The sequence below is a fragment of the Streptomyces sp. NPDC107471 genome, from assembly GCF_055582845.1.
Genome location: NZ_JBVJPC010000008.1, coordinates 265,681 through 283,755, shown reverse-complemented (window position 1 = coordinate 283,755; position 18,075 = coordinate 265,681). Strand labels below are relative to the sequence as shown.

Genomic DNA, 18,075 nt, shown 5'->3' with positions numbered 1-18,075 from the left:
ACAGCCGGTCGATCCCCTCAGGGGCGCGGGGAACCGCGCGACCAGCCACGATCAACCCGCAGCCGCCGTCAAACAGGTCGCCCCGAGCTCACCTGCGCAACACTCGCGCCCAATCCGCCGGCACCCGCCCCTCCGGCCCAGGAGCCGGCTGCGACTCCGGATGGCTCCCCGGCCCCGCCAACTCCGGTCCCGCCTCGAACATCTCGTTCGTCGAGAAGTCCCAGAACCACTCCTCACCCGGCTCGAAGCTCTGCACCAGAGGATGCCCGGAATCCCGGAAGTGGCCGGTCGCGTGCTGCCCGGGGGAGGAGTCGCAGCACCCCACGTGCCCGCACTGCGCGCACCGCCGCAGATGGAACCACCAGCCACCGGCCGCGTCGCACTCCACACACCCGTCGCCGCTCGGCGGGACGGTCGGGTCGATCCCCTTGATGTCGGTCATACCGGCTCCTCGGTCGAGTCGTTGTCCACGGCGGTCAGCGGAAGCAGCACCTGGAAGCGGGTGTCGCCCGGCGACGACTCCACCTGGAGCGTCCCGTGGTGCTTGTTGACCACGATCCGCCAGGAGATGTCGAGCCCGAGTCCCGTCCCCTCGCCCACCGGCTTGGTGGTGAAGAAGGGGTCGAAGATGCGCCCGCGGATGTCCGGCGGCACCCCGGGCCCGGTGTCCCGGAACTCCACCAGCAGCCGGTCGTGCTCGAGGGCGGTCCGGACGGTCAACGTCCCTTCCCCGCCGACGCTGTTCATGGCCTGCACCGCGTTGTCGATCAGGTTCGTCCACACCTGGTTGAGCTCGGCGGGGTAGGCCGGGACCCTCGGCAGGGTCCGGTCGTACTCCTTGACGACCTTGATCTGCTGCCCGATCTTCCCCGACAGCATCAGCAGGGTGCTGTCGAGGAGTTCGTGCACGTCGGCCACCTGGTAGGGCGCCCGGTCCAACTGGGAGTACTGCTTCGCCGCGTCGACCAGGTGCGAGATCCGGGCCGTGGAGTCGTTGATCTCGTCCATCAACAGCTCGGTCTCGACGGTGTAGTTGAGCCAGCCGATCGCGTTCGGCAGGACCTCCTCGCCCACGGTCGCCGCGACCTGGTCGAGCCAGTCCACGTCGAGGCCGCCCTGCACGAAGGTGGGCGCGATCCGCCAGCCCTCCTGGATGCCGTGGTCGTCGAGCCAGTCGGCGAGGGCGTCCTCCCGGTCGGAGGCCTCCAGCGGGCTCAGCGCGGGCGCCTTGGCGACCCGTTCCGCGGTGCGCTCCTGCATGTCGATGAGGTTCGCCATCACCTCGGGGCTGTAGGCGCCCTGGGCGATGACGGCGAGCTTGTGCCGCATCTTGCCGACCCGCTCGCGCAAGGTCGCCGTGGCCCGTACGGCCGCCGCCGCGGGGTTGTTGAGCTCGTGCGTGAGACCGGCCGACAACGAGCCGAGCGCCAGCAGCCGTTCGCGCTGACCGATGGCCCGCTGGGTGTTCTTCGAACCGAAGAACAGCCCCTCCAGCAGGTGCACGGCCATCGGGAACCACTCCTGCATGAAGGCCGCGAACGTCTCCGAGGGCAGGACGAAGAACCGCGAGGGTTCCGTGACCCGCATGGAGCCGGCGTAGGTCTGCTGCACCCGGTCGCCGAGGTAGGCCTGCATGGAGCCCGCGTACACCCCGCGCTGCGAGGTGCGGTTGATCTCGATGTCGTCGCCGCCGACCCGGCGGGAGAGGACGATCGTGCCCTCGATCATCACGTAGAAGCAGGTGGCGGGTTCACCCTCGTTGTACACCGGGCCGGGTTCGAACCTCTCGACCCGTCCCGCGGCGCACAACTGCCCGAGCTGTTCCGGGGTCAGCTTCTCGAACAGGAACAGCGACCCGATCTCCGCGGGGCTGCACGGCATCAACTGCCCGCTCACGACTGCTCCAGGAATCGGTGGACGAGCATCACGGCCATGGCTCCCTCTCCGACGGCGGACGCGACCCGCTTCGCGGACTCGGCGCGCGCGTCGCCCGCGACGAACACGCCCGGAATGTTGGTCTCCAGGTGGTACGGCGGCCGATCCAGCTCCCAGTCCGCCGGCGGTCGCCCGTCGGCGGTGAGGTCGGGTCCGGCCAGGATGAACCCGTGCTCGTCCCGCAGCACCGTGCCGTCCAGCCAGCCGGTCAGCGGGGCCGCGCCGATGAACACGAACATCCACTGCGCGTCGACGAGTTCGGTCTTCCCGGTCTCGGTGTCGCGCAGCGTGAGCTGCTCCAGGTGGTCGGAGCCGTGCGCGGCCTCGACGACGGTGCGGGCGCGGACCGAGATGTTCGGGGCGTCCTCGATCTGCTGGATCAGGTAGTGCGACATCGAGGCCGCGAGATCGGGGCCGCGCACCAGCAGGGTCACCGACTTGGCGCCCCTGGACAGGTACATGGCCGCCTGCCCGGCCGAGTTGGCCCCGCCGACGATGTACACGTCCTGCCCCTGGCAGGAGGCCGCCTCGGTCAGGGCCGAGCCGTAGTACACCCCGCAGCCGGTCAGGTCCGTGCAGCCCGGCGCCTCCAGTTGCCGGTACGACACACCGGTCGCGAGGATCACGCTGTGCGCGGCCACCGCGGACCCGTCCGAGAACCGCACGGTGCGGGCCGCGCCGTTGACCTCCAGACCGGCCACCTCACGGGCGGTGAGGATCTCGGCCCCGAACTTGGTCGCCTGCCGGCGGGCCCGGTCGGTGAGCTGGGCGCCAGACACCCCGTCCGGGAAGCCCAGGTAGTTCTCGATCCGCGAGCTCTGCCCGGCCTGCCCGCCGGTCGCCGACCGCTCCACCAGCACGGTCCGCAGCCCCTCCGAGGCGCCGTACACCGCGGCTCCGAGCCCGGCCGGACCGCCGCCGATGACCACGAGGTCGTAGAAGTCGGCGGTCGGGGTCGTGGCGAGACCCACGTGGGCGGCCAGGTCGGGTGCCTCCGGCTCGACCAGGGGCGTCCCGTCCGGGGTGATCACCACCGGCAGCCGCTGCCCGTCCTGGCCCGCGGCCGACAGCAGCCGCTGCCCCTCGGGCTCGTCCGTGGAGTACCAGCGGTACGGCACCTGGTTGCGGGCCAGGAACTCCCGCACGTCCGAGGAGCGCGCCGACCAGCGGTGCCCGATCACCTTGGTGGCGGGCACCGGCCGGTAGTCGCTGCACCGCCACGCCTCCAGGAGGTCGTCCAGCACCGGGTAGAGCTTCTCCTCGGGCGGGTCCCACGGCTTGAGGAGATAGTGGTCGAGGTCGACGACGTTGATCGCGTCGATCGCCGCGTTGGTGTCCGCGTACGCCGTCAGCAGCACGCGGCGGGCGCCCGGGTACACGTCCAGGGCCTGTTCGAGGAACTCGATGCCGTTCATCTGCGGCATGCGGTAGTCGGCCAGGATCACCGCCACGAGGTCGCCGCGCAGCTTCAGCTCCCGCAGCGCCTCCAGCGCGGACTCACCGGACTCCGCGCGCACGATCCGGTACGACTCGCCGTAGCGCCGCCGCAGATCGCGGGCGACGGCACGGGACACTCCCGGGTCGTCGTCCACGGTCAGGATGACGGTCCGCGCCGATTCGGCGGCCTGTGCCATGCGTCTCCCCACGCCGGGCGGTCGGTCGGGGCACGGCGCCCCCCGTGGTCACCGGCCCGGTCCCGCCCATCGTATGTTCGATCGCCGGGCAACGCGCAGGGATGTCCGACCCCGCCGTTGTCAGGCCCGGCGTTCGCCCAGCACGCAGAACTCGTTGCCCTCGGGATCCATGAGCGTCACCCAGGGCTGCTCGCCCTGTCCCACGTCCGCGTGCCGGGCGCCCAGGGCGAGGAAGCGGGTGACCTCGGCCTCCTGGTCGTCCGGGCGGAAGTCGAGGTGGAGCCGGTTCTTGACGCTCTTCGGCTCCGGCACCGGCACGAAGAGCAGCCCCGGCATCCGGTCCTTCTCGGGGCGGATCTCGAACTCGTCGGGTGCCTCCCCGACCACCACCCAGCCCAGCGCCTCGGCCCACCAGCGCCCGAGAGCGACGGGGTCGGCCGAGTCCACGATGACTTGCTCCCATTCCAAGGCCATGGGGGCAGCGTAGTGAAGACTGGACCCGACGGACGTGACCGCGAACCAGGGAGGCCCCCGCATGACCCGCCCGATCACCGCAGGGATCGACGGAACCGAGGAGAGCCTCGCCGCGCTCGGCTGGGCCGCGCGGGAGGCGGTCCGGCGGGGCGCGGCGCTACGGGTGGTGCACGCGTGGCGGTTCCAGCCGTACGAGGGGATCGACGCGGGGGACCGGGACACCCAGGCGGGCTGGGCTCGGGACGCCGTCGCCGAGGCCGTGCGGGCCGTCACCGGGCGGCACACCGGGCTCGACGTGGACACCGACCTCGTGGAGGGCGGCAGCGTCGACGTCCTGGTGGCCGCGGCGGCCGACTCCGAACTGCTGGTCCTGGGCTCCCGCGGGCACGGCCCGGTGGTCGGCTTCCTGCTGGGCTCGGTGGGCCAGCAGGTGATCGCCGAGGCGACCCGGCCCGTGGTCCTGGTGCGTGCCGGGGACCAGGCCACAGCGGAGGTCGCGGGACGCGAGATCGTCGTGGGCCAGGAGGGCGACCCGGAGGACAGCGCCAAGGTCCTGCGGTTCGCGTTCGAGACGGCGGCGGCCCGGGGCGCGACCGTGCGGGCCGTACGGGCCTGGACGCTGCCGCCGGTGTTCGCCTACAGCCCCGGCTCGCTCAAGCTCCTCGACGAGGCCGGCGGCCTGGAGCCGTACGAGAAGAAGGGGCTGGCCTCTGCGCTCCAGCCGTGGCGGGAGCGCTTCCCCGACGTGCCGGTCGTCGAGCACGTCGAGATGGGCAGCGCGGGCCAGGTGCTGCTGTCGGTGACCGCGCGGGCCCAGTTGATGGTCGTCGGCCGCCGGGCCCGCCGTACCGCCGTCGGCGCCCGGATCGGCTCGGTCGCGCACGGGGTGCTGCACCACGCCGACTGCCCGGTGGCCGTGGTGCCGCACGTCTGAGGTCAGTCCGCGGTGGCCGGGGTGGGCTGGAGCGTCTCGCGGGCCTTGGGGAGGATGTTCGTGATGTAGTCGTCCACCGCCGTGTCCAGCCCGATGTCGTGCTGGGCCCGCTCGGACAGGTACCAGCGGTGCTCCAGCAGCTCGTGGTAGATCTCGGCCGGGTCCATCGAGCCGCGCATCTCCAGCGGCACGGCCCGCACGGTGGGCCGGAAGACGTCCCGCACCCAGCGGTGCGCGAGCACCTCCGGGCGGGCGCCGAGCGGGTCGCCCGGGGCGTAGTCGTCCTGGGTTGCCATCCAGCTCTCCAGGTCGTTCAGCAGCCGCCGGGCCTGGTTCTCCTCGGTGTCCAGGCCCGTCAGGCGCAGGAGTTGGCGCTGGTGGTGACCCGCGTCCACGACCTTCGGCACGAACGTGACCGAGTCGCCGTTCGGCGCGTGCTCGATCTGCATCTCGGCCACGTCGAAGCCGAGGTCGTTGAGCCGCCTGATCCGGCGCTCGATGTAGTGGTACTTGCCCGCCGGGTAGACGGACCGGCGGGTCAGCTCCTCCCACAGGCTGCCGTAGCGCGCGCAGATCTCCATGCCGAACTCGATCGCGTCCACGGAGGGGTGCAGGGCCCCGGACGCCTCCAGGTCGAGCAGCTCGCCGCTGATGTTGACGCGGGCGAGGTCGAGGTCGTAGTCCCGCTGTCCGGGGCTGAGCTGCGGATGCAGGTCGCCGGTCTCGGCGTCCACCAGGTAGGCGGCGTAGGCGCCGGCGTCCCGGCGGAAGAGCGTGTTGGACAGGGAGCAGTCGCCCCAGGCGAAGCCGGCCAGGTGCAACCGGACCAGGAGGACCGCCAGGGCGTCCATGAGGCGGTGCATGGTGGCGGGCCGCATGGTCGTCTCGAACATCGAGCGGTACGGCATCGAGCCGCCCAGGTGCCGGGTGACCAGCACCGACTCCAGCGGGGCCTCCTCGGTGTCGGTGCGCCCGGTGACGACGGCGAGCGGGTCGACGGCGGGTATGCCGAGCCGGTCCAGGTCGCGCAGCAGCTCGTACTCGCGCAGCGCGGGGCGCTCGGCGAGCTCCTTCACGGCGATGACCTCGTCACCGGCGCGGGCGTAGCGCACCACGTGGCGGGAGATGCCGCGCGGCAGCGGGACCAGGACCTCGTCCGGCCACTGCTCCAGCGGCAGATGCCACGGCAGTTCGAGCAGGAGCGCGGGGTGCTCCGGGTTCGTCGCGCTGATCTGCAGTGCCATGGTGCGGTGTCCTTGTCCGGCCGGTGATCGTCACCTCACCTTAGAGCGCGCGCTCCTTGGCCTGAAGTGCCGATTCACGGACCGGACCGCGGTGGACCGGGCCGTGTCCTGGCAGCAGCACATCGCCCTCCAGCTCGGCGAACACGTCCAGCGAGGTCACGGCACGGGCGCGCTCGTGATGGAACATGTCGGGCAGCAGTTGGGGGCCCGTGACCCGCGAGGTGGGGTGGCCGCTCACCAGGCCGTCGCCGGAGATCACCACACCGCGGTCGGGGAGGTGGAAGGCGCAGTGCCCGTCGGTGTGGCCCGGGGTGGGCACGGGCACCGGGCGGCCCGGCAGGTCGAGGGCGCCCGCCGCCGGGAAGGGCTGCGGGGAGGCGACCGGTACGTGGGCCGTGCCGCCCACGCGGATCGCGTGCACCGCCCACGGCAGCACTCCGGGGCGCCAGCCGTTCTTCAGGACCGTCCCGACGGAGACCTGGTGCAGGAACTCCCGGCGCGCGTGGGGGACTTCGGCCTCGTGCAGGTAGACCGGCGTGCCGTAGGTGGCGCGCAGGTACTCGGCGGACCCGAGGTGGTCGTTGTGGGCGTGCGTGACGAGCACGGCGGTGAGCGCCTCCGGGGAACTCCCCACCTCGGCGAGGGAGGCGAGCACCTGCTCCCGGTCCCCCGGGTAGCCGGTGTCGATGAGCGTGGCGGAGCTGCCCTCGGTCAGGATCACCCAGTTGGTGTTGCTGCCGTGCACCAGATAGGTGCCGTCCGCCACTTGCTGCACGCCTGCGCTCATGATCGCCCCGCCCGGTGAGTTGCTGCCCGACGGCACACAGCAAAGCAGACGCTCAGCCGATCCGGAGCGGCGGGTACCGGTCCTCCAGCGCTCAACTTCCCAGCCCCGAGGCGGCCCCCGGACCCACGCGGGTACGAGGCCGCCTCCGGCGCCGGACGGCGACGGGCGGTGGGCGCCTTCCGTCAGCCGGGCGGTGGCCACGGGACTGGCGCGTCCGTGCCATCGCCGCAGCAGTTTCTCTCCAGCCGCCGCCCGCTCTCCGGCGGGACCAGGCCGGGGGACGGAAGCTGCCCCCGGCGTCGTACAGCGACACGCTGTGGGCGCCTTCCGGCAGCCGTGCGAGCGCAGGGCCGACGCGCCCGCGCCACAGTCGCAGCGGCGTTGCGCGGATCCTCCCCGCCCCCCTCCCCGGAGGGACAAGGCGTCGAAGGCGACGGGGCGGTGGGCGTCTTCCCTCAGCCGCGCGTAGGCCACGGGACTGGCACGCCCGCACCACCGCCGCAGCGGCTTCTCGCCGGTTCTCCCCGCTCGACCCGGAGGGACGAGACTGCCTCCGCCGGCAACCCGCCCCCGAGGGATGCGGCCCCCTCCGTCATCCGCCCAACCCCGGAGGGGCTCAGTGCACGCCGTGTGGGCGGAACTGGATGCTGATGCGTGGGCCCGTGGCGCGGGTGGTCTTCGGTACGGCGTGCTCCCACGTGCGCTGGCAGGAGCCGCCCATCACGATCAGGTCGCCGTGGCCAAGAGGTCGCCGCAGCGTCTCGCCGCCACCGCGGGTCGGTCGCAGCAGGAGGTCGCGCGGGGCGCCCACGGAGACGATCGCGACCAGGGTGTCCTGGCTCGCGCCCCGCCCGCCCCGGTCGCCGTGCCAGGCGACGCTGTCCCGGCCGTCGCGGTAGTAGCAGAGCCCGGCCGTGGTGAACGGCTCGCCCAGCTCGTCGGCGTAGTGCGCGGTCAGCGCCTCCCGGGCTTCGGTGAGCACGGGATGCGGCAGCTCGTCGTGCACGCCGTAGTGGGCGAGCAGCCGGGGGACGTCGACGACGTGGTCGTACATCTTGCGGCGCTCGGCACGCCAGGGCACCTCGGCCGCGAGCTGTTCGAACAGGGCGTCCGAGCCGCCGAGCCATCCGGGCAGCACGTCGATCCAGGCGCCGTGGGCGAGCACGGTACGGCGGATCCCGTCGAGCGGGCCGAGCCGGAGCTGGTCGGTCTGGTCGAACAGGGAGCCCTGGAGGTGCGCGGTCATGGATCCAGCGTACTCCCTGATTCGAAAATCTGTTCCCATGGGATTCTCTGGCGTGCGCGGCCCTTTCGATACACGGGTGTATCGGATACATTCCCGTATCGAACGGAGGGCCCCACATGGCGGTGGAGAACCCGACCAGGCGTGTGACCAGGCGCCGGGTCCGCACGCGTGCCAACCTCCTGGACGCGGCCTTCGCGGTGTTCGCCGCCAAGGGCTTCGGACGGGTCTCGATCGAGGAGGTCTGCGAGGCCGCCGGATACAGCCGCGGCGCCTTCTACTCGAACTTCGACAGCCTCGACGAGCTGTTCTTCGCGCTCTACCGGGAGCGCGCCGACCTCATCGCGGACCAGGTCGCCTGCGCCCTCGCCCTCGACGGCCCCGGCCTCGACGTACCGGCCGCCGTCGACCGGGTCACCGAGGTGCTGCTCCTGGACCGCGACTGGCTCCTGGTGAAGACCGACTTCCTGGTGCACGCCGCCCGCGTCCCCGAGGTCGCCCGGACCCTGCTCGAACACCGGGCCAGGCTCAGACGCGCCATCGCCGACCGCCTGGCACGCGCGCGTGGGCACGCCGAACTGCCCGCCGTCCTGGTCGACGTCGAGGGCGCCGCCCAGGCCGTGGTCGCGGCCTACGACGGGGTCACCGTCCAACTGCTGCTGGACGCCGACGCCGAGCGCGCCCGCGCCTGGCTCAAGCAACTGCTCACCGCGCTGCTCACCGACGGCAGCGACACCACCGTATGAGGGAAGGGACGGTCGCCATGGATGCCGACGTCATCGTCGTCGGAGCGGGGCTCGCGGGCCTGGTCGCCGCGCACGAACTCACCAGCCGCGGCAGGAGGGTCGCGCTGGTCGACCAGGAGAACGCCGCGAACCTCGGCGGCCAGGCCTTCTGGTCCTTCGGCGGGCTCTTCCTCGTCGACACCCCCGAGCAGCGGCGCCTCGGCGTCAAGGACTCCTTCGACCTCGCCTGGAGCGACTGGCAGGGCAGCGCGAAGTTCGACCGCGTCGACGACGAGGACTCCTGGGCGGTGCGCTGGGCCCGCGCCTACGTCGAGTTCGCGGCCGGCGAGAAGCGGTCCTGGCTGGAGGGGCACGGCATCAAGTTCCTGCCCACCGTCGGCTGGGCCGAGCGCGGCGACCTGAGGGCCCACGGCCACGGCAACTCCGTGCCCCGCTTCCACATCGCCTGGGGCTCCGGCACCGGTGTCGTCGAGCCGTTCGTCGGCTACGCCAAGCAGGCCGCGCGCGACGGGCTGCTGACCTTCTACCACCGGTACCAGGTCGACGAGCTCGTCGTGACGGACGGCACCGCGCGGGGCGTGCGCGGGACCGTGCTCGCCGAGGACAACTCCGCGCGCGGGGTGGCCTCCAACCGCGACCGGATCGGCGACTTCGAACTCACCGCCCAGGCCGTCGTCGTCACCACCGGCGGCATCGGCGCCGATCACGACATCGTCCGCCGCTACTGGCCCGAGCGGCTCGGCACCCCGCCCACCGAGATGATCACCGGCGTCCCCGCCCACGTCGACGGCCGGATGCTCGACATCAGCGCGGGCGCCGGCGTCCGCCTGGTCAACCGCGACCGGATGTGGCACTACACCGAGGGCATCCAGAACTGGGACCCCGTCTGGCCCGGTCACGGCATCCGCATCCTGCCCGGCCCGTCCTCGATGTGGTTCGACGCCCTGGGCCGCCGGCTGCCCGACCCCTGCCTGCCCGGCTACGACACCCTCAGCACCCTCAGGCACCTGCGCACCACCGAGGACATCGCCGAGCACGACCACTCCTGGTTCATCCTCACCCAGAAGATCATCGAGAAGGAGTTCGCGCTCTCGGGCTCCGAGCAGAACCCCGACATCACCGCCAAGGACCGGGCGGGCTTCCTCAAGGAGCGGGTCCTCGGCAAGGGCGCGCCCGGGCCGGTCGACGCGTTCCTGCGCAAGGGCGCGGACTTTGTGACCGCGCCCGACCTGGAGCAGCTCGTGGAGAAGATGAACGGCCTGACGGACAAGGCCCTCCTCGACGCCGCCTCGATCCGCCGCCAGATCGAGGCCCGCGACCTCCAGATCGCCCACTCCTACAGCAAGGACGCCCAGGTGCAGGGCATCCGCAACGCCCGCCGCTACATCGGCGACCGCCTCGGACGCGTCGCCACCCCGCACCGCATCCTCGACCCCGCCGCGGGCCCGCTGATCGGCGTCAAGCTGCACATCCTGACCCGCAAGACCCTCGGCGGCATCCAGACCGACCTCGAATCCCGCGCCCTGGGCACGGACGGCAAGCCTCTCGAAGGGCTGTACGCGGCGGGCGAGGTCGCGGGCTTCGGCGGGGGCGGCGTCCACGGCTACAACGCGCTGGAGGGCACCTTCCTCGGCGGCTGCCTCTTCTCCGGGCGCGCCGCGGGACGGGCGGCGGCGAAGCAGACCGGCTGAGGCGGTCAGTCCCGCATCAGGCGCACCAGCACGGTGGCGTGGCTCTGCTCCGGCGTCTTCGACGCGGTCAGCAGGGTCACGTCGCCTTTCCGCGCCAACTCCCGCAAGCGCTCCAGGAGTTCGACGGCCTCAGGATCGGTCAGCTCCGCCTCGTAGCGCTCGGCGAACTCCTCGTACGAGCCCTCGCCCGCGTGGAACCAGCGGCGCAGCTCGGTGGACGGGGTCAGCGCCTTCGGCCACTCGTCGACGCGGGCCGCGTCCTTCGACAGGCCGCGCGGCCACAGCCGGTCGACCAGGACGCGGACACCGTCCGCGGGCTCGGGCGGTTCGTAGACACGGCGGACGCGCACGCTCACGGGCGGCCTCTCGACGCAGGGACGGGTGGCTCGGAGCGTACTGCGCAGTCCGGCGCGACTTGACCTGATCAAGGGTGAGTTGCGGGGGAGGGGGCCTTTAGTGTGAAGCAGTCGTCCGCCCCCCGACCCGTAGGAGAGCACGTGCCGAAGGCCGTCAGACGCACCTTCGTCCTCGTCACCACCCCCCTCGCCCTGACCGCTCTGCTCGGGGCCGCCGCGCCCTCGTCGACGGGCTCGTCCGGAGCCGGCGACCCCTACTTCCCGCTCGCCGGGAACGGTGGCTACCATGTCGGCCACTACGACCTGACACTCCGTTACGACCCCGGCAGCCGGCATCTCGACGGCAAGGCGGTCCTGACCGCCCGCGCCACCCAGCGCCTGACCCGCTTCGACCTCGACTTCAAGGGGCTCACCGTCACCGGCCTGACGGTCGGTCGCACCAAGGCCGGATTCCGCCGCGCCGGACAGGAACTCGTCGTCACCCCGCAGCGCGCCCTGCGCAAGGGGGAACGATTCACCATCACGGTGACCTACCAGGGGAAGCCCGCGCCCGTCACCGACCCGGACGGCTCGCTCGACGGCTGGATCCCCACCGACGACGGAGCCTTCGTCGCCGGGGAACCGCAGGGCGCGATGACCTGGTTCCCGGCGAACAACCACCCCACCGACAAGTCGTCGTACGACTTCACGATCACCGTGCCCCAGGGGCGCACCGCGGTCGCCAACGGCGTGCTCCTCTCGCAGCGGACCCAGCACGGGAAGACCACGTTCCGCTGGCGGCAGAGCGAGCCCATGGCCGCCTACCTGGCCACCGCGACCGTCGGGAAGTTCAGGGTGGAGCAGTTCACCACCCGCGACGGCATCCGCGTCTACAACGCCGTCGACCCGCGCGAGGCCGCCGCCGCGGCACCCGTGCTCAAGCAACTGCCCTCCGTCCTGGAGTGGGAGAGCAAGCTGTTCGGGCCCTATCCGTTCCGCGCCGCCGGATCCATCGTGGACCGCGCCCCGGACGTCGGTTACGCGCTGGAGACCCAGAGCCGCCCGGTCTACGACCGCGCCCCCGACCTGAGCACCCTCGTCCACGAGAACGCCCACCAGTGGTTCGGCGACTACGTCTCGCTGACCTCCTGGAAGGACATCTGGCTCAACGAGGGCTTCGCCACCTACGCGGAGTGGCTGTACGCCGAGCAGCACGGCGGGGACAGCGCGCAGAAGGCCTTCGACGAGCTGTACGCGAAACCGTCGAGCGACGACCTGTGGGAGTTCCCGCCCGGCAACCCGGGCAGCGGCGCCAACATCTTCGGCACCCCCGTCTACGCCCGGGGTGCCATGACCCTGCACGTCCTGCGCAAGGCCGTCGGCGACCGGGCGTTCTTCCTGATCCTGCGCGCCTGGGCGACCGGGCACCGCTACGGCAACGGCACCACCGCGCAGTTCGAGCGTCTCGCGGAGCGGGTGTCGGGCAGGAAACTGGACGGGCTGTTCCGGACCTGGCTCGACACGTCCGGCAAGCCGAACCGGCCCTGAGAGCTGACGAGTTCCTCACAAGTGTCGGTCAGAGTCGTTCCATGATCACACGCAGAACCCACGTCGCCCTGCTCGCCGCGTCCCTGCTGCTCACGGGATGCGGCGGCGGTGCCGTGGCCGACACCCGGAGCGCACCCACGCCGTCCCGGGAGCCCACCGGGACCGCTCCCTCGCCGGAGATCTCCGTCGAGGTGGCTCCCCAGCAGATACCCGGGCTCGGCCCGAAGACGTGGGCGCGGGTACCGGCCGACGCCCGGCAGGCCGTCGTGGTCACCGGGCGGGGCCGGAACTCGTCGACCTCCACCGTGGTGCTCTGGGAACGCACGGGGGCCGGCTGGCAGGCCGGCGCGAACTGGCCCGCGCACAACGCCCTCAAGGGCTGGAGCGACCACCACCTGGCCGGCGACCTGCGCTCACCAATTGGCGTGTACACCCTGACCGACGCCGGCGGACTCCTGAAGAACCCCGGCACCAAGCTGCCGTACGACCGCGGGGTCGGCTTCACCGCACCCGGCAGGGGCTTCGAGGGCGAACCGCTGGCCGGGTCCTTCGACTACGTGATCGCCATCAACTACAACCGGCAGCCCGGCACGACTCCGCTGGACTGGACCCGGCCGCTGGGCGCGGGGCGCGGCGGCGGGATATGGCTGCACGTCGACCACGGCGGCCCCACCCACGGCTGTGTCAGCATCGCCGAGCAGCACATGAAGGAGCTCCTCCTCACCCTCGACCCGGACCTCCACCCCGTCGTCGTCATGGGCGACGCCGGGTCCCTGCACCGCTGAGCGCCTAGGATCCGCCAGGTGTGCGCACATGTGCTGGTCGCCGAGGACGACGAGATGCAGGCCGAACTCATACGGCGGTCCCTGCTCGCCGAGGGTCACACCGCCACCGTGGTCCACGACGGCCGGGCCGCCCTGGACGCGGCCCGGCGGGTCGCCCCCGACCTCGTCGTCCTGGACCTGATGCTGCCGGTGATCGACGGCTTCGGCGTGTGCCGGGTGCTGCGCCGCGACGCGGACATCCCGGTCGTGATGCTCACCGCGCGGTCCGACGAGGACGACGTCCTGCTGGGCCTGGAACTGGGCGCCGACGACTACATGACCAAGCCGTACAGCCCCCGGGAGTTGATGGCCCGCATCCGGACGGTGCTGCGGCGCAGCGGACGGGCCGCCGTGTCCGACCGGCGGGAGGACCCCGTCGTCCGAGCCGCGGGCCTCTCCGTCGACCCGGTACGGCACGAGGTGCGGTGCGACGGGACGCCCGTGGAGTGCACCCCGGCCGAGTTCGAGATCCTGCTGGCCATGGCCGCCGAGCCCGAACGGGTCTTCTCCCGGCGGCAGTTGCTGGAGGTCACCCGGGGCACCGACCGGGCCTCCACCGAACGGGCCGTGGACGTGCACATCATGAACCTGCGCCGCAAGATCGAGGCCGATCCGCGCCGGCCGGTGCGGCTGCTGACGGTGTTCGGCGTCGGCTACAAGCTCAGCGGCGGCCGCGGATGAGCGCGCGGATACCCCTGCACAAGCGGCTGCTGGTCCGCCTGCTGATCACGTCCGGGCTCATCGCCGTGTGCTCGGTGGCCGCGACCGCCTGGCTGGCCGTGGCCACCACCACCCAGGCCCTGCGCGAGGAACAGGGTCAGGCCCTCGCCGACGACATGGACGTCCTCGCCGCACTCAGCGGGTACGCGGCCACCCACCCGGACTGGTCCGACGTGGCCCGGACGGTACGGGAGCTGTCGGCGAAGACCGGCCGCCGTATCGCCCTGACCACCTCGGACCGTCGGATCATCGCCGACTCCGCGACGCCCGGCACGTCCCTGCCGCCGAGCGCGGCCGCCGCCGTCGACCCCCTGCACACCGACACCCACAGCGAACGCGGCGCGCAGATCCCCGGCATGGACCCGCGAGCGGTGGGCCCGTACCGGCTCACCGACGCGGAACGCCGCAAGGTCGCCGCCCTGGCCGCCAAGCGCCGGCTCTGCTTCGCCAAGCAGGGCGTGGAGACCAGCCTGCGCCGCACTCCGAGCGGGCGGACGGTCCTCATCGACCCGGACACCGGTGCCACACCCGGTTACGTGCCCGACGCCTGCGCGGACGGACTGCTCAACACACCCACCCCGACGGAGGAGAGGGCGACCGAGGCGCTGCGCACGCTCGCCCGTGACTGCCTGGTCAAGGCGGGACTCGACGACGGATATGCCGCACTGCTCGGCAGCGGACCGGGCGGGGCGGACGTGCACGGAATTCTGCCCGGCAAGCTCGGCGACAAGGAAGCGCGCCAGGCCCAGCCCTGTCTCGACCAGGCCCGCCGCGCTCAACTCGACCCCTATGTGGCGCCGGTGGCCGAACTCTTCCTGGGCACCGGGGACACGCCGGCCGTGCTGTTCGACATGTCTCCGGCCAACAAGGCCAAGGTCGTCGGCACCGCGGGGCTCGTGCTCGCCGTGACCGTCGCCGCGACGGCCCTGGTCGCCACTCGGCTGGTGCGGCCGCTGCGCGCGCTCACCGCAGCGGCCCAGCAGCCGCCCGAACTCCATGTGCGTGTCCCCGTCACCACCCGGGACGAGACCGGCATCCTCGCCGTCGCCTTCAACGACCTGACCGAACGCCGCGAACGCCTGGAAGCCCAGCGCAAGGCGATGGTCAGCGACATCGCCCACGAACTGCGCAGCCCGCTCACCAACATCCGCGGCTGGCTGGAGGTCACCCGGGACGGTGTCGTCGAACCCGACCCCGTCCTGCTCGCCTCCCTGCACGACGAGGCCCTCGTCCTGCAGCGCGTCATCGACGACCTCCAGGACCTCGCCGACGCCGACGCCGGCACCCTGCGCCTGCACCGGGAGCCGGTCCGCTGCGACGAACTACTCCAGCAGGTCGCCGCGGCCCACCGCGTCGCCGCCGACGCGGCCCGGGTCGCACTGCGCACCGACGTCGACGGGGAGCCCTGGCTGGACGCCGACCCGGTCCGCATGCGGCAGGCGCTCGGCAACCTGGTGTCCAACGCGCTGCGCCACACCCCGGCCGGCGGCGAAGTCGCCCTGTCCGCGCGCCGGGACGGCGACGACATCGTCCTGGAGGTCGCCGACACCGGCAGCGGCATCGCGCCCGAGGACCTGCCGCACGTCTTCGACCGGTTCTGGCGCGCGGAGAAGTCCCGCAGCCGTCGTACCGGCGGCTCCGGCCTGGGCCTTCCCATCGTCCGGCACCTGCTCGCGGCCCACGGCGGAACGGTCGCGGCGGCGAGCGAGCACGGCGCCGGCAGCGTCTTCACCCTGCGGATGCCGGGGGGTCCCGCGCCGGGGCCGGACGCCTGATTCCCCCCGTGGCGTGCGGGTACCCCGTATGCCCGCGGAAGGAATGGGAGGACGTGAGATGACCGTGGCGGACGGGCTGCCGGTGGTGCGGACACTCGCCGAACTGGCGGACCTGGCCGAGCGGCACGACCGGCTCTACGTCCGCTGGTCGCGTGGCCCCGAGATGGATCTGGCCCGCGCGTCCAGCACCGACGAGCTCACCGGCCTGTCCCTGCCGGGGCTGTCGGCGAACCCGCTCGACGTCGAGGACTGGTGGCAGGGGCGGCCTGTGCAGCTATGGGTGGCCCGGCGCCTGTACGACTACTCGCACCTGCCGCACGAGAAAGGCCCCGGCGTACGGCCCTGGGTGCTCCAGGGGCGTGAGCGGGGCCGGGGGCCGGACAACGAGCCGCTCGTCGCCGACGTCCGTCCGATGTGCTGGATCGACCCCCAGGTGATCGAGGAGGCGCGGGCCGCGGTGGGGCGGCAGGAGAATCCCTGGGGCCCGCTGCGCCGGACGGGCCGCTGAACGGGCCCGGTGGAAACCGGGCCCGTCCGGGCTTGCCCGTCAGCCGGACCTTCTCCGCGCGGCGGCCGCGCGCCGGGTCAGAGCCCGGCGTTCCGTCTCGCTGGTGCCGCCCCAGACGCCGATGCTCTGTCCCGTGTCCAAGGCCCACTGGAGGCACTGCTCCTGGACGGGGCAGCGCCGGCAGACGGTCTTGGCCTGCTCCGTCTGAACCAGCGCGGGGCCCGTGGTGCCGATCGGGAAGAAGAGATCGGGGTCCTCGCGGCGGCACGCGGCATGGGTTCGCCAGTTGTCCATCAAAGTCACCTGCGATCGAAGTCGTACGTGCCCTCGTGCATGCCTTACTCGCTATCGGGTCACCTGTCGATGCGCGGTGAAACAACCGGGTCCTGTGGGATCCGCCCGGTCACTGCTCCCGAACGCCCCACGGGGAGCCGTAGTCGGTCAGCAGATCGAGGAAGGGCCGGGCCGGGAACGCCTCGGGACCGAGGACGCCCGAGCCGGTCCAGGCGCCGCCGGCGAGGAGTTCGAGGGCGACGACCGGGTTCACGGCGGTCTGCCACACCACGGCCTGGCAGCCGTACTCCGCCATGGACCACTGGTTGTCGACCACGTGGTACAGGTACACCTCGCGCGGCGCCCCGTCCTTCACGCCCTTCACCCAGGTGCCCGCACAGGTCTTGCCGTGCATCCGGTCGCCCAGCGTCGCCGGGTCGGGCAGGCAGGCGGCCACGACGTCCCGCGGCGAGACGGCGACCGGTCCTTCGGGGCCCGGCACGGTCACCGGTTCGGTGCGGTCAAGTCCCAGCAGGTGCAGGGTCTTGAGCGTCTCGACGAACTCGCGGCCCAGGCCGTACTTGAAGGTGACGCGGCGGGCGCCGACCCAGCGGGGGACGAGCAGCACCTCCTCGTGCTCGACGTTCACGCACTCGACCGGGCCGATGCCCTCGGGGAAGTCGAAGACCTCCGGCTCGCTAAAGGGCTCCGTCGTGAACCAGCCGCGGTCGGCCTCGTAGACCACCGGCGGGTTGAGGCACTCCTCGATGGTGGTCCAGATGCTGAAGGAGGGCGCGAAGTCGTAGCCGTCGACGGTGAGGTTCGCACCGTCGCGGACACCGATCTCCTCGATCTCGTCGAACAGTTCGTCGGCCGCGTACCGGGCGAAGACGTCCGACAGACCCGGCTCGACGCCCATGCCGACCAGGGCGAGCGCGCCCGCCTTCTCCCACTCCTCGGCCTGCGCGAACTGTTCGTCGCCGAGCTTGACCCCGCACTCCTCGTACGGCCGCTCGGGATGCGGACGGGACAGGGACATCGCCATGTCGACATAGGTCGCCCCGGCCGCGCGCGCCGCCCGGAACAGCGGCATCACGAACCGCGGGTCGGTGGCGTTGAGGAGGACGTCGCAGGCGTGCCGCTCCAGCAGCGCGGTCACGGCCGATTCGTCGCTCGCGTCCACGCGCTCGGCGCGGAAGCGCTCGCCGCTCTCGCCGAGCGCGGTCACCGCGGCCTCCGCGCGGGCCGGGTCGTAGTCGGCGACGACCATGGCGTCGAAGAAGGGCCGCCGGGCGGCGATCCGGGTGATGGCGGTGCCGACGCCCCCGGCGCCCACGAGCAGTACACGCATGGCAAACACTCCCTGACGGGTCGAGACGGAAGAAGGGGGCCCTGGCGGAGATA

The 18,075-nt window shown here is 72.2% G+C and carries 18 protein-coding genes; 8 read left to right on the top strand and 10 right to left on the bottom strand.

What is annotated here, in order from left to right; genetic code table 11:
• Positions 1-88 precede the first annotated feature (88 nt).
• The 4 genes from ACZ66S_RS27125 to ACZ66S_RS27110 all read right to left on the bottom strand — a co-directional run bounded on the left by ACZ66S_RS27125 (position 89) and on the right by ACZ66S_RS27110 (position 4,043).
• On the bottom strand, positions 89-442 hold the full coding sequence (locus tag ACZ66S_RS27125) for a UBP-type zinc finger domain-containing protein (RefSeq protein ID WP_469904136.1): 354 nt from the start codon (positions 440-442) through the stop codon (positions 89-91).
• Positions 439-1,896 (bottom strand): ATP-binding protein, encoded by a 1,458-nt coding sequence (locus ACZ66S_RS27120; RefSeq protein WP_469904135.1) that lies wholly within the window; start codon positions 1,894-1,896, stop codon positions 439-441. The genes ACZ66S_RS27125 and ACZ66S_RS27120 overlap by 4 nt, the downstream gene beginning before the upstream one ends.
• Positions 1,893-3,569: an NAD(P)/FAD-dependent oxidoreductase gene (locus tag ACZ66S_RS27115; RefSeq protein ID WP_469904134.1), complete on the bottom strand. Its 1,677-nt coding sequence runs from the start codon at positions 3,567-3,569 to the stop codon at positions 1,893-1,895. The genes ACZ66S_RS27120 and ACZ66S_RS27115 overlap by 4 nt, the downstream gene beginning before the upstream one ends.
• Before the next feature lie 120 nt (positions 3,570-3,689).
• A complete protein-coding gene (locus ACZ66S_RS27110) occupies positions 3,690-4,043 on the bottom strand; it encodes a VOC family protein (protein WP_469904133.1) in 354 nt (117 codons plus the stop codon).
• Between the two features lie 61 nt (positions 4,044-4,104).
• On the opposite strand from ACZ66S_RS27110, the gene ACZ66S_RS27105 reads away from it, so the two are divergent.
• Complete coding sequence (locus tag ACZ66S_RS27105) at positions 4,105-4,977, top strand: universal stress protein (protein ID WP_469904132.1); 873 nt, start codon at positions 4,105-4,107, stop codon at positions 4,975-4,977.
• Between the two features lie 2 nt (positions 4,978-4,979).
• Here ACZ66S_RS27105 and ACZ66S_RS27100 read toward each other — a convergent pair whose 3' ends face one another.
• From ACZ66S_RS27100 to ACZ66S_RS27090, 3 genes are all read right to left on the bottom strand, one after another.
• Positions 4,980-6,221 carry a DUF4032 domain-containing protein gene (locus tag ACZ66S_RS27100; protein ID WP_469904131.1) on the bottom strand — a complete coding sequence of 414 codons (1,242 nt, stop codon included), beginning with the start codon at positions 6,219-6,221 and terminating at the stop codon, positions 4,980-4,982.
• Positions 6,222-6,261: 40 nt separating this feature from the next.
• A complete protein-coding gene (locus ACZ66S_RS27095; protein ID WP_469904130.1) occupies positions 6,262-7,008 on the bottom strand; it encodes an MBL fold metallo-hydrolase in 747 nt (248 codons plus the stop codon).
• A gap of 616 nt (positions 7,009-7,624) precedes the next feature.
• Positions 7,625-8,254 (bottom strand): alpha-ketoglutarate-dependent dioxygenase AlkB family protein, encoded by a 630-nt coding sequence (locus ACZ66S_RS27090; protein WP_469904129.1) that lies wholly within the window; start codon positions 8,252-8,254, stop codon positions 7,625-7,627.
• Between the two features lie 116 nt (positions 8,255-8,370).
• On the opposite strand from ACZ66S_RS27090, the gene ACZ66S_RS27085 reads away from it, so the two are divergent.
• Together ACZ66S_RS27085 and ACZ66S_RS27080 are read left to right on the top strand one after the other, a co-directional pair.
• Positions 8,371-8,997: a TetR/AcrR family transcriptional regulator gene (locus ACZ66S_RS27085; RefSeq protein WP_469904128.1), complete on the top strand. Its 627-nt coding sequence runs from the start codon at positions 8,371-8,373 to the stop codon at positions 8,995-8,997.
• A 17-nt stretch (positions 8,998-9,014) separates the two neighbouring features.
• On the top strand, positions 9,015-10,688 hold the full coding sequence (locus tag ACZ66S_RS27080; RefSeq protein ID WP_469904127.1) for an FAD-binding dehydrogenase: 1,674 nt from the start codon (positions 9,015-9,017) through the stop codon (positions 10,686-10,688).
• A 5-nt stretch (positions 10,689-10,693) separates the two neighbouring features.
• Here ACZ66S_RS27080 and ACZ66S_RS27075 read toward each other — a convergent pair whose 3' ends face one another.
• Entirely contained in the window at positions 10,694-11,044 is a 351-nt protein-coding gene (locus ACZ66S_RS27075) for a DUF488 domain-containing protein (RefSeq protein ID WP_469904126.1), read from the bottom strand.
• 141 nt (positions 11,045-11,185) lie between these two features.
• Between ACZ66S_RS27075 and ACZ66S_RS27070 the strand changes: the two genes are divergently transcribed.
• From ACZ66S_RS27070 to ACZ66S_RS27050, 5 genes are read left to right on the top strand one after another with little or no spacing between them, the layout of a single operon-like run.
• Complete coding sequence (locus tag ACZ66S_RS27070; RefSeq protein ID WP_469904125.1) at positions 11,186-12,571, top strand: M1 family metallopeptidase; 1,386 nt, start codon at positions 11,186-11,188, stop codon at positions 12,569-12,571.
• Between the two features lie 41 nt (positions 12,572-12,612).
• Positions 12,613-13,356 carry a L,D-transpeptidase family protein gene (locus tag ACZ66S_RS27065; RefSeq protein WP_469904124.1) on the top strand — a complete coding sequence of 248 codons (744 nt, stop codon included), beginning with the start codon at positions 12,613-12,615 and terminating at the stop codon, positions 13,354-13,356.
• Positions 13,357-13,374: 18 nt separating this feature from the next.
• A complete protein-coding gene (locus ACZ66S_RS27060) occupies positions 13,375-14,076 on the top strand; it encodes a response regulator (protein WP_469904123.1) in 702 nt (233 codons plus the stop codon).
• Complete coding sequence (locus ACZ66S_RS27055) at positions 14,073-15,890, top strand: sensor histidine kinase (protein ID WP_469904122.1); 1,818 nt, start codon at positions 14,073-14,075, stop codon at positions 15,888-15,890. The genes ACZ66S_RS27060 and ACZ66S_RS27055 overlap by 4 nt, the downstream gene beginning before the upstream one ends.
• Positions 15,891-15,948: 58 nt before the next feature.
• A complete protein-coding gene (locus tag ACZ66S_RS27050; protein WP_469904121.1) occupies positions 15,949-16,398 on the top strand; it encodes a DUF6098 family protein in 450 nt (149 codons plus the stop codon).
• Between the two features lie 39 nt (positions 16,399-16,437).
• Here ACZ66S_RS27050 and ACZ66S_RS27045 read toward each other — a convergent pair whose 3' ends face one another.
• Both ACZ66S_RS27045 and ACZ66S_RS27040 read right to left on the bottom strand, forming a co-directional pair.
• Positions 16,438-16,692 (bottom strand): WhiB family transcriptional regulator, encoded by a 255-nt coding sequence (locus ACZ66S_RS27045; protein WP_469904120.1) that lies wholly within the window; start codon positions 16,690-16,692, stop codon positions 16,438-16,440.
• A gap of 109 nt (positions 16,693-16,801) precedes the next feature.
• Positions 16,802-18,022 (bottom strand): saccharopine dehydrogenase family protein, encoded by a 1,221-nt coding sequence (locus ACZ66S_RS27040; RefSeq protein WP_469904119.1) that lies wholly within the window; start codon positions 18,020-18,022, stop codon positions 16,802-16,804.
• Between the last annotated feature and the right edge of the window lie 53 nt (positions 18,023-18,075).

Coding starts and splice junctions, on each gene's coding strand:
- ACZ66S_RS27085 (WP_469904128.1), top strand. CDS start 8,371: ATGGCGGTGGAGAACCCGACCAGGCGTGTGACCAGGCGCCGGGTCCGC.
- ACZ66S_RS27100 (WP_469904131.1), bottom strand. CDS start 6,221: ATGGCACTGCAGATCAGCGCGACGAACCCGGAGCACCCCGCGCTCCTG.
- ACZ66S_RS27050 (WP_469904121.1), top strand. CDS start 15,949: ATGACCGTGGCGGACGGGCTGCCGGTGGTGCGGACACTCGCCGAACTG.
- ACZ66S_RS27040 (WP_469904119.1), bottom strand. CDS start 18,022: ATGCGTGTACTGCTCGTGGGCGCCGGGGGCGTCGGCACCGCCATCACC.
- ACZ66S_RS27065 (WP_469904124.1), top strand. CDS start 12,613: ATGATCACACGCAGAACCCACGTCGCCCTGCTCGCCGCGTCCCTGCTG.
- ACZ66S_RS27095 (WP_469904130.1), bottom strand. CDS start 7,008: ATGAGCGCAGGCGTGCAGCAAGTGGCGGACGGCACCTATCTGGTGCAC.
- ACZ66S_RS27045 (WP_469904120.1), bottom strand. CDS start 16,692: ATGGACAACTGGCGAACCCATGCCGCGTGCCGCCGCGAGGACCCCGAT.
- ACZ66S_RS27110 (WP_469904133.1), bottom strand. CDS start 4,043: ATGGCCTTGGAATGGGAGCAAGTCATCGTGGACTCGGCCGACCCCGTC.
- ACZ66S_RS27090 (WP_469904129.1), bottom strand. CDS start 8,254: ATGACCGCGCACCTCCAGGGCTCCCTGTTCGACCAGACCGACCAGCTC.
- ACZ66S_RS27115 (WP_469904134.1), bottom strand. CDS start 3,569: ATGGCACAGGCCGCCGAATCGGCGCGGACCGTCATCCTGACCGTGGAC.
- ACZ66S_RS27125 (WP_469904136.1), bottom strand. CDS start 442: ATGACCGACATCAAGGGGATCGACCCGACCGTCCCGCCGAGCGGCGAC.
- ACZ66S_RS27080 (WP_469904127.1), top strand. CDS start 9,015: ATGGATGCCGACGTCATCGTCGTCGGAGCGGGGCTCGCGGGCCTGGTC.
- ACZ66S_RS27055 (WP_469904122.1), top strand. CDS start 14,073: ATGAGCGCGCGGATACCCCTGCACAAGCGGCTGCTGGTCCGCCTGCTG.
- ACZ66S_RS27105 (WP_469904132.1), top strand. CDS start 4,105: ATGACCCGCCCGATCACCGCAGGGATCGACGGAACCGAGGAGAGCCTC.